Annotated in this window: 19 protein-coding genes and 1 pseudogene; 6 read left to right on the forward strand and 14 right to left on the reverse strand. The window is 67.7% G+C overall.

What is annotated here, in order from left to right; all coding sequences use genetic code 11:
• The first annotated feature begins 25 nt into the window (after positions 1-25).
• Positions 26-223 (forward strand): hypothetical protein, encoded by a 198-nt coding sequence (locus tag DVR07_RS02790; protein ID WP_115795259.1) that lies wholly within the window; start codon positions 26-28, stop codon positions 221-223.
• A 116-nt stretch (positions 224-339) separates the two neighbouring features.
• Here DVR07_RS02790 and DVR07_RS02795 read toward each other — a convergent pair whose 3' ends face one another.
• Together DVR07_RS02795 and DVR07_RS02800 are read right to left on the reverse strand one after the other, a co-directional pair.
• Complete coding sequence (locus DVR07_RS02795) at positions 340-930, reverse strand: hypothetical protein (RefSeq protein ID WP_115795260.1); 591 nt, start codon at positions 928-930, stop codon at positions 340-342.
• A gap of 187 nt (positions 931-1,117) precedes the next feature.
• Positions 1,118-1,543 carry a putative toxin-antitoxin system toxin component, PIN family gene (locus DVR07_RS02800; protein WP_115795261.1) on the reverse strand — a complete coding sequence of 142 codons (426 nt, stop codon included), beginning with the start codon at positions 1,541-1,543 and terminating at the stop codon, positions 1,118-1,120.
• Positions 1,544-1,686: 143 nt separating this feature from the next.
• Here DVR07_RS02800 and DVR07_RS02805 point away from each other — a divergent pair, with 143 nt between their 5' ends.
• On the forward strand, positions 1,687-2,472 hold the full coding sequence (locus DVR07_RS02805) for a DUF7839 domain-containing protein (protein ID WP_115795262.1): 786 nt from the start codon (positions 1,687-1,689) through the stop codon (positions 2,470-2,472).
• Between the two features lie 70 nt (positions 2,473-2,542).
• Here the strand turns inward: DVR07_RS02805 and DVR07_RS02810 are convergent, their stop codons facing one another.
• The 4 genes from DVR07_RS02810 to DVR07_RS02820 all read right to left on the reverse strand — a co-directional run bounded on the left by DVR07_RS02810 (position 2,543) and on the right by DVR07_RS02820 (position 5,938).
• Positions 2,543-3,265, reverse strand: a complete 723-nt coding sequence (locus DVR07_RS02810) for a DUF2270 domain-containing protein (RefSeq protein ID WP_115795263.1) — start codon at positions 3,263-3,265, stop codon at positions 2,543-2,545.
• A gap of 146 nt (positions 3,266-3,411) precedes the next feature.
• Positions 3,412-4,602 (reverse strand): hypothetical protein, encoded by a 1,191-nt coding sequence (locus DVR07_RS02815; protein WP_162829408.1) that lies wholly within the window; start codon positions 4,600-4,602, stop codon positions 3,412-3,414.
• Positions 4,603-5,107: 505 nt separating this feature from the next.
• Positions 5,108-5,236, reverse strand: a complete 129-nt coding sequence (locus DVR07_RS22455) for a hypothetical protein (protein WP_255457440.1) — start codon at positions 5,234-5,236, stop codon at positions 5,108-5,110.
• Between the two features lie 126 nt (positions 5,237-5,362).
• Positions 5,363-5,938, reverse strand: a complete 576-nt coding sequence (locus DVR07_RS02820) for a J domain-containing protein (protein ID WP_115795265.1) — start codon at positions 5,936-5,938, stop codon at positions 5,363-5,365.
• Between the two features lie 136 nt (positions 5,939-6,074).
• On the opposite strand from DVR07_RS02820, the gene DVR07_RS02825 reads away from it, so the two are divergent.
• The gene (locus DVR07_RS02825; RefSeq protein WP_115795266.1) at positions 6,075-6,611 is read left to right on the forward strand and encodes a DUF7344 domain-containing protein; all 537 of its coding nucleotides are present in this window, start codon (positions 6,075-6,077) and stop codon (positions 6,609-6,611) included.
• Between the two features lie 15 nt (positions 6,612-6,626).
• Here the strand turns inward: DVR07_RS02825 and DVR07_RS02830 are convergent, their stop codons facing one another.
• From DVR07_RS02830 to DVR07_RS02850, 5 genes are read right to left on the reverse strand one after another with little or no spacing between them, the layout of a single operon-like run.
• On the reverse strand, positions 6,627-7,385 hold the full coding sequence (locus DVR07_RS02830; RefSeq protein WP_115795267.1) for a proteasome assembly chaperone family protein: 759 nt from the start codon (positions 7,383-7,385) through the stop codon (positions 6,627-6,629).
• Between the two features lie 5 nt (positions 7,386-7,390).
• Positions 7,391-7,573 (reverse strand): RNA-protein complex protein Nop10, encoded by a 183-nt coding sequence (locus DVR07_RS02835; protein WP_115795268.1) that lies wholly within the window; start codon positions 7,571-7,573, stop codon positions 7,391-7,393.
• Between the two features lie 13 nt (positions 7,574-7,586).
• Positions 7,587-8,390, reverse strand: coding sequence for a translation initiation factor IF-2 subunit alpha (locus DVR07_RS02840; protein ID WP_115795269.1), 804 nt, complete (start codon positions 8,388-8,390; stop codon positions 7,587-7,589).
• The gene (locus tag DVR07_RS02845; protein ID WP_115795270.1) at positions 8,387-8,605 is read right to left on the reverse strand and encodes a 30S ribosomal protein S27e; all 219 of its coding nucleotides are present in this window, start codon (positions 8,603-8,605) and stop codon (positions 8,387-8,389) included. The genes DVR07_RS02840 and DVR07_RS02845 overlap by 4 nt, the downstream gene beginning before the upstream one ends.
• Positions 8,606-8,609: 4 nt before the next feature.
• Complete coding sequence (locus tag DVR07_RS02850; protein ID WP_115795271.1) at positions 8,610-8,891, reverse strand: 50S ribosomal protein L44e; 282 nt, start codon at positions 8,889-8,891, stop codon at positions 8,610-8,612.
• A gap of 238 nt (positions 8,892-9,129) precedes the next feature.
• Between DVR07_RS02850 and DVR07_RS02855 the strand changes: the two genes are divergently transcribed.
• Positions 9,130-9,399 (forward strand): HAH_0734 family protein, encoded by a 270-nt coding sequence (locus tag DVR07_RS02855; RefSeq protein ID WP_115795272.1) that lies wholly within the window; start codon positions 9,130-9,132, stop codon positions 9,397-9,399.
• 70 nt (positions 9,400-9,469) lie between these two features.
• Here DVR07_RS02855 and DVR07_RS02860 read toward each other — a convergent pair.
• Together DVR07_RS02860 and DVR07_RS02865 are read right to left on the reverse strand one after the other, a co-directional pair.
• Positions 9,470-10,227, reverse strand: a pseudogene (locus DVR07_RS02860) (NAD-dependent epimerase/dehydratase family protein).
• Positions 10,228-10,331: 104 nt separating this feature from the next.
• Positions 10,332-11,627 (reverse strand): MFS transporter, encoded by a 1,296-nt coding sequence (locus DVR07_RS02865; protein WP_115795273.1) that lies wholly within the window; start codon positions 11,625-11,627, stop codon positions 10,332-10,334.
• A 203-nt stretch (positions 11,628-11,830) separates the two neighbouring features.
• Between DVR07_RS02865 and DVR07_RS02870 the strand changes: the two genes are divergently transcribed.
• Positions 11,831-12,121, forward strand: coding sequence for a GNAT family N-acetyltransferase (locus tag DVR07_RS02870; protein ID WP_115795274.1), 291 nt, complete (start codon positions 11,831-11,833; stop codon positions 12,119-12,121).
• 113 nt (positions 12,122-12,234) lie between these two features.
• Here DVR07_RS02870 and DVR07_RS02875 read toward each other — a convergent pair whose 3' ends face one another.
• Entirely contained in the window at positions 12,235-12,663 is a 429-nt protein-coding gene (locus DVR07_RS02875; protein ID WP_115795275.1) for a hypothetical protein, read from the reverse strand.
• 214 nt (positions 12,664-12,877) lie between these two features.
• Here DVR07_RS02875 and DVR07_RS02880 point away from each other — a divergent pair, with 214 nt between their 5' ends.
• The gene (locus DVR07_RS02880) at positions 12,878-13,801 is read left to right on the forward strand and encodes a DUF7139 domain-containing protein (protein ID WP_115795276.1); all 924 of its coding nucleotides are present in this window, start codon (positions 12,878-12,880) and stop codon (positions 13,799-13,801) included.
• Positions 13,802-13,815 lie beyond the last annotated feature (14 nt).

Consider the following 13,815-nt stretch of genomic DNA (forward strand, 5'->3'; position numbering starts at 1 on the left):
CAGCTGGGATGTAGAACAGCACCACATGGACTCCGATGCGCTCGAACCGCACCCACCAGACCTGCAGACCCTGGAACCGGCACCGAGCGAACCCGAACTCCTTCTCGTCTACCTCGCGTTCCTGGCGGTGGCCGTGGCGGTGGTCTGGTTCTGGGGGAGCGTCGTCCTCCGACTGACGGACGCGCTCCCCGACGACCGGGTCGGTTCGGTCACCGACCGGTGACGCGGCGGGCGACCGACGGCGTCCCGGCCGCCGGGTCGGAGTTCGATTCAATCTACGTGGGCACATAGTCCGATCAAAAAACGGCGAAATCGAACGGCTAGACCCCCGACCCGCCCTCAGTTGTCGTCATCGTCGTCGTCATCGTCGCTATCGTCGCCGAACACGACGTCACCAGCGTCGGTACCGCCGTCGTCTGCACCCCCGCCGTTGTCGGAACGATCACCGTCATCTGCACCCTCGCCGTCGGCCGCATCCCCGCCGTCGGCCGCACCTTCGCCGTCGTCCGAAGCGTTGCCGTCGACTCCACCGTTGATGTCCAGCGTCACGCTCAGCGGGCCGTCGGCGTCGGCGAACGCGATGGCGCCCGAGAACAGGTAGTCGTCGACCGGGTCGTCGTTCCCTTCGATGGTCCCGCCGACCTCGCCCTGGACGACGTTGCCGTCGATGGTGTCGACGCCGAGCGTGCCGGCCTCCGGCCCGGGCTCGACGGTCCCGGACACCCGGAAGTGGTAGCCGACCCGCTGGCCCTGGCTCCCGGGTTCGATGGTTATCCGGTGAGGCAACTCGTCGGACTGCGACGCGTCGGCCGCGGCGCCGACTCCCGTCGCTCCGACCCCCGCGAGCCCCGCGGCGGCAGTCCCCTTCAGCACCGTTCGCCGGTCTATCTGGTCGTCCTCTCCCGAACGTGCTCGATTCTGGTCGGTCATCTCGAGTCCTTCAATTCAATTACTCCGGTATTATTGAAGTTATTGGCAATCGAGCTCTCCCGCCGTGGGAACCAACTACGGAGGCCCGGAGCCCCACGTCCGGGGCCGTCGGGTTACTTCCGCCGCGAGACGGACGACTGACGTGTCGTCGCACGACTCGCGACTCTTGGTTCGTCTCGCTCGGGGTTCACTCCCCGTCGGCGTACCGTTCGCGGAACGCCGCCCTCGGCACAACCCCGACGCCGGCGACCCCGTCGAGTTCCCGGAGGTGGCGGTCGTCCGAGACCACGACGTCGGCGGCCGCGGCGACCGCGCACTCGAGGACCGCGTCGTCGTCCTCGTCCGGCGCGGCGTCAATTCGGACCGCGGGCTCGACCGGCCGAGCGACCCCGACCACGCGCTCGACCGCTCTGGCGCGGTGCCGGGGCGGGCGGTCTGCCAGCGGCAGGTGGTCGTAGGCGAGCACGGCGGCGAACTCCCGGAGGAGTGCGGGCGTGACGGCCGCCTCGACGACGCCGGTCTCCGCGAGGTCGACGCAGACCGCGGGCTCCTCGGGGAAGGCGAGCTCCGCGACGAGGACGTTGGTGTCGAAGACGACGGTCGGGACGGACACGCCGACGAGTCGGCGCTCCCGGGCGAAAAGCGTGCCGGGCGCGCCGGCGGACCCCGAGCGCGCCGGGCCGGGCGGCCCGCGGTGGTCTCCCGCCGGCCCACCGACCGCCGGAGATTTATAACCGTCGTGGCGAAACCACGTCCATGGCCGACGTACTGGAGAACAAGCGCGCCGCGACCCGGTTCCGCATCCTCGCCGAGATCGCCGAGCACCAGCCCGCGGTGAGCCAGGGCGAGATCGCCGAGTCTGTCGGCGTGACCAGTCAGGCCGTCAGCGAGTACATCCGGGCGCTGGTCGAGGACGGACTGGTCGAGAAGGAGGGCCGCTCGCGGTACACCGTCACCAAGGAGGGGGTCGACTGGCTGCTCCAGGCGGCGACCGACGTGCGCCGGTACGCCGACCACGTCACCGAGGACGTCCTCGGGAACGTCCAGGAGGACGCCGCCATCGCCACCGACGGCGTCGAGGAGGGCGACCCCGTGACCCTCTCGCTGCGGGACGGCCTCCTCCACGCGAGCCCCGGCGAGGCCGGGCCGGCGACCGGCGTCGCCACCACCGACGCCGAGGCGGGCGCGGACGTGGGCGTCACCGGCTTCGAGGGCATCATCGACTTCGAGCCCGGCACCGTCACCATCGTCCAGGTGCCGCCGGTCCGGTCGGGCGGGTCGTCGGCCGTCGACGCCGAGACGTTGGCCGCAACCTGCGAGTCGGCCGACCTGGTTGCCGCGACCGGGGTCGAGGCCGTGGTGGCGCTCCGGCGCGCCGACGTCGACCCGGCGACGACGTTCGCCGCGGGCGAGGTGGCCGCCGAGGCCGCCGGAAGAGGGCTGGACGCGGTCGTCGTCTCGACCGCCGACCTCGTGGGCCGGGTCACCGACGCGCTCCGGGACGCCGACGTCGCCTACGAGGTCTCGCAGCTCGGCGCGTAACGGTAGCTAGTCCCACGGTTTCTTCATCCAGGACCGTACGTAGATCTCGCGCTATGTACAGAGCGTGAAATTATTGGTTCGTTTTTTTCCATTCGTCGTGGTCACCTTCGCGGAATTCACCCTTGGCGTGGCGTTCTCGCGGCCAAAACGCGATCCCCACCAGTATCACGTAAAGCGCACCGACGAGACCGACCACAACAGTTCCCGGGATGTAGGCGATTCCAGCGGCTTCAAGCCACGTTTGCCGTGGTGGCGTGAACGCCGTAATCCGGAATCCCCACGCAGCGAGCAAGACACCGAGCAGCGCGAGGTACACGCGTCGAAGCCGATTGGCGAGCGCCTCCTGGAGTGAAACTTTCAGGGTCGGCACTCGGAAGTCCTCGCTCAACTCCACTCGCCAGTTCTTGCGTTCTACATCGTGCGTCGGGTCAAGGGCGTTCGCGAACAAGTTCTCTTGGATCAGTCGCACCCGCGACCGAAAGACGTCGTAGTCCCGATACCGTCGCGCCTCGATGCCGAGAAAGACAGTGACGACCACGATTCCGATGAGCAAAATGTAGTGGGGGTTGTCGGGACTCGAGAACGCCCACGTCAAGATGGCCGCCATCACCGTCACGGCCCACGTCGTGGTCTGGTCGAGGCGCTGGCGCCACGTCGTAACACGATCCATCTCTCCGCGATAGCAATGGGCCAGCACCGATCCGAGCCCGGTACTCTCGTCGACCATCTCACGCCCGATCTGGCGCTGCTCGGGCGTAGTTGGATCGAGGTCGTCGCTCTCTGACTCAGTCATACCGTAGATACGCGTCCGAATCACATAAACGGGGACGCTGGCCTTTGAAGGCCCCTCCGTGAGACACGGCGCGTAAAACACACTCTCTCCCCGTAACGAACCGGACTCTCAGCGTCGCCAAGCGATTCACCGACGGGCCGTCCGCGTTAATCGTCATCGGGGGGGCCATGGATATTGCCCTCCGCGTCGGCAGTAATGTCCGGAATCTCCCAGTCACGCGTGTCTACGTTCACCTCCCACGCGTCTTCGTCGGCACCGGTCATCTTCTGAAGGATGAACGGGCCCGCGGCGAGCGTTCGAAGCGTCACCGTCCCCGCCCGCACCACGTACACGGTGAGGACGAGATACGGAGCGAGTGCGATCGTGTACGCGGTGCTGATCACGATCAAAATCGGTGAGAGCCCGAACATCGACACGTCAGGAAATTGCTTCGCGTCGAGGGCCAACAGCACGTAGGACGTGATGATAACCACTGGAAGTGACACGTAGAGCAGCGTATTCGAGAGCCGGGCCAGCTCTCGTTTGTAGTACAGTGAGTTGAAATACGATTGCCCCGTCGCAAAGAGTTTGAGTGTGTCGATCAGATTGGCGATCACCTCCGCTTCGTCGTCCGAGAGCGACCCGGCGTACTCCGACTGGAGTTGTCGGGCGGCGTTCAACTGCCACGAATAGTCGTAGTTCAGCCCAGCTAACAGCACTCTGGCACTCCCGAACTGTGTGCCGTCTAACGTGGTGGCAGACCGCTTCGCGTCCCGGATGAGTTGCTTCGCGAACTGTTCGACGTCGGCCCGAAATGCCTGATTCGAGCTGTCAGTCCCGATCTCCGCGAGGTGCTTCGTTTGGGTGGCGAGCGACTGGAGAATGATTTGCAGGAACTTGGCCGGCCGAGTCGGACTGACATCCGTTTCGACGACGTCCTCGATCCGCTCTCGGTACGCCATCGACGCATCAATCCGTTCTTCCTGCTCCTCGAGTGAGGTGATCTCTTGGGAGAGAACGACCGAGTTGATCGAGACGACGATCGATACGAGGAGAATCGCTCCGCTCAGGAGGGCGCTGAACAGCGTCTGCACGGTGGTCGTATTGATGAGCAGTTGTCGCATGTTCACCTGATTGAGTATGCCGAGGCCAATCAGCACGAGGAAGACCGCGACGAGAAGCCCGCTCGCGACGACTGACCGGCGCCCCGTCAGCAGGACCCACTGTTTGACCCGGTTCTCGTGCGATTGGTCGAGCAACGATTCGAACTCTTCGGTGCGGTCTTGCAGTGCCGTCACCCCCTCGGACGTCGCGTTCTCCATGTGGTCGCGCATCGAATCGCTCCCGCCGTCAGTCATGCTTTCCAACCCCCTCTGGCGTTGTCGGTGCCTGATTCAAGTATCAGTTGTGGCCCCTCACAACGCCTGTGGAAGCCACATTCGACCGAAAGCGAGGACAACACAGCGACCCAGCCAGAGCCGGAGGCTCCCGACAGTGTCCGAACCGGGTAATAAATGTGCACTACGGGTTGGGCAGTACAGAACGTATCTCTCGAAGCGGCGTTGGACAGAATTAGGCTGGCTGAGCAGTTCGTTCCACACGGTAGGCGACCATGACCTCACCTATTGATTCGTCGCCACTCGACGCCACGCTCGACGTGTTGAGTGACTCAAAACGGCGTCGCATCTTACTGGCGTTCTCAGACCATACCTCGCGCAACGAAGACGAGTTACGTCCGACAGCCTCGCGCCAGACGGGGAAGAGGCTGCCGACATCGACCGGTCGAGAACGGAATCACGCCGCGTTCACCCGCCCAACCTGGCTGAGAAGGACTGTATCGACTGGAATTCGGCGACACAGTCGCTACGGCGTGGGCCGAACTTCGACGAGATCGCGCCACTCCCCGGACTGATGGATGACCACCGCGAACGGGTATGCCATCACGTGCAGGCGGCGCTGGCCGCCTCCGACACCGCCGAGAAACAGTTCCATATCCGGGAAGCACTCCAACTCCTCAGCATCGAAAAACGATAAATTCGCACCACGAACTCGCCGAATCGAGCATCACCGACCCGGTTCGGACCACCGATTCCGTCAGTCCTGGGTGGCCCACCCGATCTATCCGACCCTGTTCTTCGCCGCTGTGTACGCCTCCCGGACCTGCTGGAACTCCTCGCGGTCGCCGCCGTGATCGGGGTGGACCTCCTTGACCTTCTCGCGGTAGGCCCGCTTGACCTCCGGCAGGGTCGCGCCGCGGGGCACGCCCAGAATCGCGAACGCCGCCTCGGTCGGGTCGACGCGGTCCTCCTCCTCGTCGGCGGCGACGTCGGGGGTCTCGAACGGCAGTCGGTCGCCCAGGTGCATGCCGGGCATCTCGTGTTCGACGAGCACCGCGTAGGTGGGCGACCGCTCGATGCGGAAGTAGGCGCCGGCGTCGAAGGTGATGGCGACGTCGCGCTCGGGCAGGTAGAACGCGACGTGCTGGCCCTCGACGAAGTGGTCCTCGGCGAACGTCTCGCCGATGGCCGAGAGGTACCGCCGGATCTCGGCACGGCGCCGGCCCTCGCCCGCGGCGCGGGTCGCCTCGGCGGGCGGGCTCGGGTAGAGCCGCGAGCCGGCGACGAAGATGACCCCGATGAGGACTCCCACCCCGACCGACAGCCAGATGCCGACCACCAGCCACTCGGGAAGCACGCGAGCCCCTACGGGCCATGCGATAAAGAATCCCTCGCCGGTCGTCGCCCGACGGGACGGGTTGCCCCGGGGATAACATTAATGTTCGTCGGCTGAGACTGACAGAACAGCATGTCGCAGCGGTATCGGGCCTAACATGACGGTCAAAGAACAAGCGTCGGACCCCGACGACGAGCTCGACCCGAGCGAGATCCACAACGTCCTGCGGAACGACCGGCGGCGCCACGTCATCCGGCACCTCCGCGACGCCGACGACCCCATCTCGGTCGACGCGCTGGCCGAGCACATCGCCACGGTCGAGACGGACGAGTCGCCGCCGCCTCGCGACGTCCGCAAGAGCGTCTACGTCTCGCTCCACCAGACCCACCTCCCGAAGCTCGACGAGCTCGGCATCGTCGACTACGACCAGCGCGAGCAGCTGCTCGAACTCCGGGACCGGGCCGAGGAGGTCGAGGTGTACATGGAGGTCGTCTCCGAGGACGACATCTCGTGGGCGACGTTCTACCTCGGGGTGAGCTGTCTGGGCATCCTCACGCTGCTGGCCGTCCAGTTCGACCTGCTGTTCGTCTCGCAGTTCGGCGCGGAGTTCTGGTCGTGGTACTTCCTGGTCTTCTTCGGCCTCTCGGCGTCGTACCACTTCTACGCCGAGCGGAAGCACCGCGTGTTCGAGTAGCGAGAAGAGAGGCGCTCAGCCGATGTACCGCAGGTTCTCGTCGCTGGGCATCCCCGACTGCTGGTTCTCCATCTCCTGTATCTTGTTGGCGACGTCCTCCATCTCGTCGGCGCGCTCCTCCAGCGACTCGTAGCCGACCTCGAACCCGAGGATATCCTCCAGCACTTCGAGGACGGCCCGGGCGCTCTTGGGGTCGACGAGGTAGCCGCTGGTCTCGCCCATCAGACAGGTCGCCCGGAGCCCCCGGCGCTCGCCCAGGCCGAGCAGCAGACCGCTGGTGCCGACGATGCCGCCGGCGGGCTCGTCCTCGCGGAACTCGACGCCGGCCTCCTCGAGTTCGTCGACGAAGTCGGTGTCGGTGGCCGCGCCGACGACCGCGTACTCGTCCATGAGCTCGCCGGTCGGGACGCCGCCGAGCGCGTAGACGGTCTCGACGCCGAAGTCCTCGGCGACGTCGAGGAAGGCGTCGGTCAGCCGGTAGTGGCCGGCGTTGTCGCCGGCCTGGTTGTCGCCGGTCAGCACCAGCAGGTCCCGGTCGTCGAGTTCGACCGCGTGGACCTCCGCGCAGGCGAGTTCGGTCGTGCCGTCTTCGTCGACGGTGACCTGCGGCGGGAAGTGCTCGGAGTAGATCCGCCGAACGAGTTCGCTGTCCTTCTCCTCGAGGAGATGTTCGACCGCGAGCTTTCCGACGTGACCGACGCCGGGCAGTCCCTCGACCAGGACCGGGTCCCGCAGGTCGGGGTCGGCGACCGCCTCGATGTCGAGTTCGTCCATGTGGCTTACTCGCGGGCGCGCTCCTTAAGTGCCCGTCGGTACTCGCCGTGGGGGTCCTCGGGGTTGAACGGCGCGGGCGCGCTGTTGACCGCGTCGGCGCCGCAGTCGGGACAGGTCGCGGAAAGGGTGTACACCGGTCGGTCGTGCTCGGACCTCCAGGCCGAACAGACGAGAATATCGGACTTCATCGGGTCGGTCGACCTACTGCTCTTCCTCGGTCTGGCGCTCGCGGTGGAACGCCCCCGCGCCGCCGACCGACTCGATGGCCGACCGGGCGCGGGCCGCGCTCTCCTCGAGTTGGGACTCGGCGGTCTTGTAGTTGGGCGCCCGGACCCGGATGCGGTACTCGGGCGCGCCCACGTAGGTCACCTCGAGTTCGACCTCGTCGGGGATGTCGCCGTTGCCCTCCGCGGCCTGGAGCGCCTCCTTGATGTCGTCGACGCCGCCGCTCGCGGCGCTCTCGAGGTCGACGTACCCCGTGACCGTGACGTAGGGCACCGAGACGTTCTCGCGGGCGGTGTCGACGATGGCCTCGACCTCCTCGTCGGTGAGGCCGGTCGACTCGAGCGCCTCGGGGCCGTGGATGGCCGCCTGCTCGAACCCGCCGTAGAGGCCGCCGAACTCCGCGAGCATCTCGTTGGCGACGTGCGAGTACTTCTCGTCGTCGACGTCCTCGCCGAAGGCCAGCTCCATCCAGTTGTCGGCCTTCTGCTCGTTCTTCCACTCCTGGATCTTCTCGGAGTGCTGGTGGTCGTTGACGTCCTTCAGCGAGAGGTCGATCTGCTGGGCGCCCTCGTCGACGTCGAGCACCTTGCAGACGACCGTCTGGCCCTCGTTGACGTGGTCGCGGATGTTCTTGATCCACCCGCTGGCGACCTCGCTGACGTGGATGAGACCGCGCTTGCCCTCGTACTCCGAGAGGTCCACGAAGACGCCGAAGTCCTCGATCTCGTCGATCTTGCCGACGACCAGTTCGCCGGTCTCGGGCCAGCCGCTGTACTTCATTGCGCTTGTGCGGCGTTGTCGGACTCGGTCCGACTGCTCGCGGAGCGGCGCTCCACGGTGTCGGTCACTTCGCCTTCGATCTCGGCGTCGCCGCCGGTCGGCCGGGCGAGGGTCGCGCCGCAGACGGCGCAGGCGACCTCGGTCGCGGCCTTGCTGAAGACGATCTGTTCGTTGTCGCAGTCGGGGCACTGGACCGCGTAGAAGTTCCCTGCCATGGTATCAGTCCTCGAGTTCGAGTCGGCCGGCGCGCCATCCCTCGCGGAGGTGGGCCTTGCCGCATTCGCTGCACAGGTACTTGAGGTCGGTCTTCTTGGTGGGCTTGTCGCCGCCGGGCACCTTGGAGAACCGACCGCGGTTGCCGATACCCTTCGAGCCCTCGCGCTGCTTGCGCTGGTCCCACTTCATGCCGGACGAGCGGCCGGTCCGGACCTTCTGGACCTCGACTTCCTCGTGGGACTGGCAGTGCGGGCAGTACGTGTTGAATCGGCGTGGCATCTGCATAGATATCTACCTTGCCGTGGTGTAGGGCCACGGGGCTTAAAACCCGTTTGGTTCACAACCGCCGCCGGCGAGGCGAGCGCGCCGGTGGCGGGCGGTCGGCCGGAGAACCGACGGCGGACTCGGAACTCGTTCGCGCGCCGTGGGAAACTACGTTGCCCTCGTTCGGGGCCGTACTGACCCCAGACCGCCGCGGAGCGGTCCCGAAGCGTTTAACCCCGCGCCTTCCGAATCGCCGCGCATGAAGCGACTCATCATCCACGGGGACCCCGGTATCCGCAAGAACGCCATCATCAACTACGACGGCGGCGAGCGCCACTGCTTCGCCATCAGCCGCCAGGGCGACTGGCACGGCCCGGACGAGCCACAGCTGTGGTGCGTCATCGGCACCGAGGACGAGCGCGAGGACTTCGAGCGCCGCAACTACGTGCCCCACTGGCTCGACACCGAGTCCATCGACGCCGAGGACGTCGACATCGTGAAGCGCGCCGACGAGCTCGCGGTGTCGTAAGTCCGCGGGGTCGGACCCGCCTCCGCTGTCGCTTTCTGTAGTTGCGTACTGGCTACTCGACCCGGACGAGCTACGCCAGGGTCTCGGCCGAGTTGTCCCGCGGCCGGTAGTCCAGCTTGCGCGCGGTCTCGGTCAGCGACATGTAGCGGTCGTCGTTCCGGGAGACGGCGTGGGCGGTCACCGACGGCTCCGGCAGGTCCGCGTCGACGGCGCACTTGATCGCCTCCCGGCAGTCCCGCGGACTCAGCCACATCGCGCGGGCGAACCGCGCTTTCGGCTCGTCCTCGCCTGGGTCTCCCGAAGCTGTTCTTCGTCCATCAGCCACCCGATGCGGAGGTTGACCGCCTCGACGCCGTGCCGGTCGGCGTAGAACTCCCCGAGCGCCTCGGCGGCCACCTTGCTCACGCCGTAGTAGGAGTCCGGCCGGGTCGGGTCGTCGGGCCGGACCGTCCGGGCGTCCTCGCGCAGCGACTCGGGTTCGGCCGGGTCGTCGACGTTGTGCATCTGGACGGCGTGGTTCGACGAGGCGAAGACCACCCGGTCGAGGTCGTTGCGCCTGGCGGCCTCGTAGGCGTTGTACGTGCCGCCGATGTTGGTTCCGAAGACGCCCTCCCAGTCGGCGTCGGGCGAGGGGTTGCCCGCGAGGTGGACCAGCGCGTCCTGGCCCTCGAGCGCGTCGGCGAACGCCTCGCCGTCGGTCACGTCGAGGGTCGGCCCCTCCAGTTCCTCGTGCTCGCGGTGGGTGACGGGCGTCACGTCGTGGCCGCAGAGCGCCAGCAGCGCCTGGCGACCCACCTTCCCCGCCGCCCCGGTGATCGCGACGTTCACGACGGGGGTACGCCGACCGCGCGGAAATACGTGGTCGCCGCGGCGAGCCGACCCACTCGCCGCGGGCGCAGCGGGCGGTCGTCGCCGGGCGCGGTCGCCGCGGCTCAGTCGTCGGCCGGCGACGCGACGTGCTCGGGCGCGGGCTCCGTCGCGAACAGCCACGCGAACACCGCCGTCGAGACCACGATGAACCCGGCGGCGGTCCAGAACGCGACGAAGACGGAGGTGGCGTCCCAGATGGCGCCCACCATCACCGGGCCGCCGACCTGGCCCACCTTCCAGGCGATGGAGCGCAGCGAGAGGCTCGACCCCACCGCGTCGAAGTGCTCGCCCTCCTCGACGAACAGCGCCATGCTCGCGGGCAGCCGGAGGCTGTCGGCCACTCCGAGCACCGCGTAGGCCGCGAACAGGACGAAGAACGCGCCGGGCAGGACGATCTCGCTTCCGAAGGCGGCGACGGTCGTGGCCGCGACGTACCCCTCCGCGTACTCCGCCAGGGGGATGAGCGCGGTACCGAGCGCGTAGGCGAGCGCGCCGGCCAGGATGAACCGGTGCTTCCCGCCGAACCGGTCGGTCAGGTCGCCGACCTTCCCCTGCGTGAGCGACTTGGTCAGCTTGCCGCCGGCCATGATGCCGCCGGTCAGGAACTCGTTGATGCCGAACCCGGTCTGGGCGTAGATGGGCAGGAAGATGATGACCGCCATCTTGCCCACGCTGAACGCGCCACGGAAGAACACGAGCGCCCTGATGGCGCGGCGCTCCATCAGGTCCCGGAGCGTCTCGTACCCCGTGGCCTCCTCGGGGTCGGACCGGCCGCCGGGGTTGTCACGGAGGAAGAGGTACACCGAGGCGAACGCCCCGATGGTGAAGAGGCTGAGCACCGCGTAGGTGAGCCCGAACCCGTAGACGAACAGCAGGAGACCGCCGACGAGGTCGCCGAACAGGCTGGAGAACGCCCCGACCTGGTTGTACGAGCCGATCCACAGCCCCCGCGACTCGTCGGGGCTGATCTCGCCGACGACGGTGGTGCCGGTCAGCCAGAGGATGCTCGCGCCGAGCCCCTGGACCACCCGGAGCAGGATGACGTGCTCGACCGCCGAGACGAACGCGAAACCGACGAACACGACGACGTTGAGCGCGAGTCCGACCAGCAGGAACTTCTTGGAGTCCTTCAGGTCGATGTACCGGCCGAGCGGCAGGACGATGACCAGCTGGATCGCCGCGAACGCGGTGCCGAACAGCCCCTCGACGGTCCCGGAGGTGTGGAACATGTCGGCGTACACCCCCAGCGCGATGAGGATGGTCGAGTAGGCCTGACTCCGGGCGAACGCGGTGCTCGCCAGCGCGACGAACTCGCGGTTCCCGAAGAGGCGGAGCGACCCGCCGCTCGACTCGGACACTGTTACGAATCGAAATAGCAGTTCTGCCTCTAATAAATCCACGGCTCGCGGAAGCAGCTGCGAGACGATGACACACGCAGAACGGCGCGTACGGCCATCACGAGGAGAAATACGGTCTCGAACCGCTGAAACTGCCGCTGGCGAGCGCCCGGGGTCCGGCCCCGGAGTAACCTCTATGCGACCGCCGACGGTACGAACGCCCGATGCCCGACCTGGAGGTCCGGCGCGCGACCGAGGACGACGCCGACCGCGTCAAACTCGGCCGACTCGGCGTCCGCGAGGACCGGAAAGGGGAGGGCGTCGGGGGGAGCCTGCTCGACCGCGCGGAGGACGCGGCCCGGAATTGGGGGTACGACGTCGTCCGGCTGACGACGCCGGAGGACCACCCGTACCTCCCCGACCTGTACCGGCGGCGAGGCTACGAGAAGACCGGGGAGTACCCGCTGGAGTACCGGGAGTACGACGAGGTCGTCATGGAGAAACGAGTTCGATAGGCGCGTTCGGCCGTCGACGGTCCCCGGCCGGCCGGCCGACGCGGACCTGTCCGCACTCGGCACTGACGGTCGATCCGACCGGGAAAATCGAGTCGGCGCCGCGCGTCGGGGCCTCAGTCGAGGTCCTCGACGGCGTCGGCGATGCGCTGGAGCTGTCGGGTCGCGTCCCGGACCTCGTCGCGGAGCTGTCGGACCTCGCGGACGAGCTCCTCGTTGCCGGCCGACTCGCTCTCGCCGCGGCCGCCCATGCCGCCGGGGCCGCCGCCCATGCCGCCGGGACCGCCGCCGCCGCCCATCATGCCGCCCATCATCTGGGCGAAGGGGTTGCCGCCGCCGCCCATGCCGCCGGGGCCGCCTCCGCCGCCCATCATCTCCTCCATCTTCTCGCGGCGGTCGCCCTCGTCGCCCTCGCCCTCCTCGGCGCGCTTCTCGCGGATCTCCTCGACGCGCTCGCGGAAGGACTTCTCCTCGCCCTCGCCGCCGTCGGCGCCCTCGGTCTCGCTCTCGTCGGGTGCGTTCTCGGTGGAATCGTCGTCTGCCATGCCTCGGGGTTCGGGGTCCGCGTGGAAAAACGTGGTGTCTCGGCACAGTGGTGTCTCGGCACAGCGACGTGTCGGTCGGGCGTCTCCCGCGCGCGACGGCGGGACGGCGCCGGGAGGAGACGACCAGCGCAACGTCTCAGAACGCCGATACACGTCGAAACAGCCGACGCGCGTCTGACGCAACGTTTACTTGTTCGCGTGCGATGACCCGTGCATGACAAGCCTCGCGGAGGCCTACGAGGAGAACGTCGGCGAGGTCGGCAACGTCCGACTCCTCTACCTCGGGGTCGGCCTGTTCGCCGCCGGGGTGCTGCTCGTCGTACTGGGCATCGTCTTCGCCACGACGGGCGTCCACTCGGTCCTCGGACTCGACGTGCTAGGGGGCCGAGAGGTCGCGGGCGTCCTCGCCGGACTCGGCGTTCCGTCGGTGTTCGTCGGCATCTTCAGCGTCCTGCCGGCCAGCCAGCGCGTCCGGGCCGCGGCCGCCATCGGTGCCGGCGTCTCGGTGCTCGGGGTCGCGCTGTTCACCCACGCCTACCCGAGACACTGGGCCGGCTACGGCCAGCAGCTCACGCTCCCGGTCGTCGCCGTCTACTTCGTCGGCACGCTGGTCACCTTCGGGTGCCTGTTCGTCGCCGTGGTCAACTTCAAGACGCGCAACGACCCAGGCGGGACGGTCACGCTGGAGGTCGCCCACGAGGGCGAGGTCCGGACCGTCGAGGTCGAGAAGGGCGAACTCGACGACTTCGAGGACCTCGACGGCCTCAACGCGTTCCAGACCGAACTCGCCGCCTCGGCGGCGGGCGACCCCGACAACGACCCCGAGCCGGTCGAGACCGGCCTCGGCGGCGTCGCGTTCGTCGGCGACACGCCCGACGGCGAGACCCCGACCCAGACCAACAAGCCGGGCCGCGGCGCGGCCACCAGCGACGGGGGAACCGTGACGAACGACATCCAATCACCGCTCGACGGCGCCGACGCGCCGGCCCACGCCGACCGGACGACCGACGCCTACTGCGGCAACTGCAGGCACTTCCAGTACGTCCGGACCAACGAGGGGATGCAGCCCCACTGCGGCTTCTACGGCCGCCGGATGGACGACATGGACGCCTGCGAAGAGTGGGAGCCCAACAGCTAAACTACTTCTCCGCG

Origin of the sequence: Halorussus rarus (assembly GCF_003369835.1) — an archaeon.
GTDB lineage: Archaea > Halobacteriota > Halobacteria > Halobacteriales > Haladaptataceae > Halorussus > Halorussus rarus.

Coding starts and splice junctions, on each gene's coding strand:
- DVR07_RS02810 (WP_115795263.1), bottom strand. CDS start 3,265: ATGACTGAGTCAGAGAGCGACGACCTCGATCCAACTACGCCCGAGCAG.
- DVR07_RS02835 (WP_115795268.1), bottom strand. CDS start 7,573: ATGAAGTCCGATATTCTCGTCTGTTCGGCCTGGAGGTCCGAGCACGAC.
- DVR07_RS02805 (WP_115795262.1), top strand. CDS start 1,687: ATGGCCGACGTACTGGAGAACAAGCGCGCCGCGACCCGGTTCCGCATC.
- DVR07_RS02870 (WP_115795274.1), top strand. CDS start 11,831: ATGCCCGACCTGGAGGTCCGGCGCGCGACCGAGGACGACGCCGACCGC.
- DVR07_RS02795 (WP_115795260.1), bottom strand. CDS start 930: ATGACCGACCAGAATCGAGCACGTTCGGGAGAGGACGACCAGATAGAC.
- DVR07_RS02880 (WP_115795276.1), top strand. CDS start 12,878: ATGACAAGCCTCGCGGAGGCCTACGAGGAGAACGTCGGCGAGGTCGGC.
- DVR07_RS22455 (WP_255457440.1), bottom strand. CDS start 5,236: ATGGAACTGTTTCTCGGCGGTGTCGGAGGCGGCCAGCGCCGCCTGCAC.
- DVR07_RS02875 (WP_115795275.1), bottom strand. CDS start 12,663: ATGGCAGACGACGATTCCACCGAGAACGCACCCGACGAGAGCGAGACC.
- DVR07_RS02830 (WP_115795267.1), bottom strand. CDS start 7,385: ATGGACGAACTCGACATCGAGGCGGTCGCCGACCCCGACCTGCGGGAC.
- DVR07_RS02850 (WP_115795271.1), bottom strand. CDS start 8,891: ATGCAGATGCCACGCCGATTCAACACGTACTGCCCGCACTGCCAGTCC.
- DVR07_RS02855 (WP_115795272.1), top strand. CDS start 9,130: ATGAAGCGACTCATCATCCACGGGGACCCCGGTATCCGCAAGAACGCC.
- DVR07_RS02790 (WP_115795259.1), top strand. CDS start 26: ATGGACTCCGATGCGCTCGAACCGCACCCACCAGACCTGCAGACCCTG.
- DVR07_RS02815 (WP_162829408.1), bottom strand. CDS start 4,602: ATGACTGACGGCGGGAGCGATTCGATGCGCGACCACATGGAGAACGCG.
- DVR07_RS02845 (WP_115795270.1), bottom strand. CDS start 8,605: ATGGCAGGGAACTTCTACGCGGTCCAGTGCCCCGACTGCGACAACGAA.
- DVR07_RS02825 (WP_115795266.1), top strand. CDS start 6,075: ATGACGGTCAAAGAACAAGCGTCGGACCCCGACGACGAGCTCGACCCG.
- DVR07_RS02840 (WP_115795269.1), bottom strand. CDS start 8,390: ATGAAGTACAGCGGCTGGCCCGAGACCGGCGAACTGGTCGTCGGCAAG.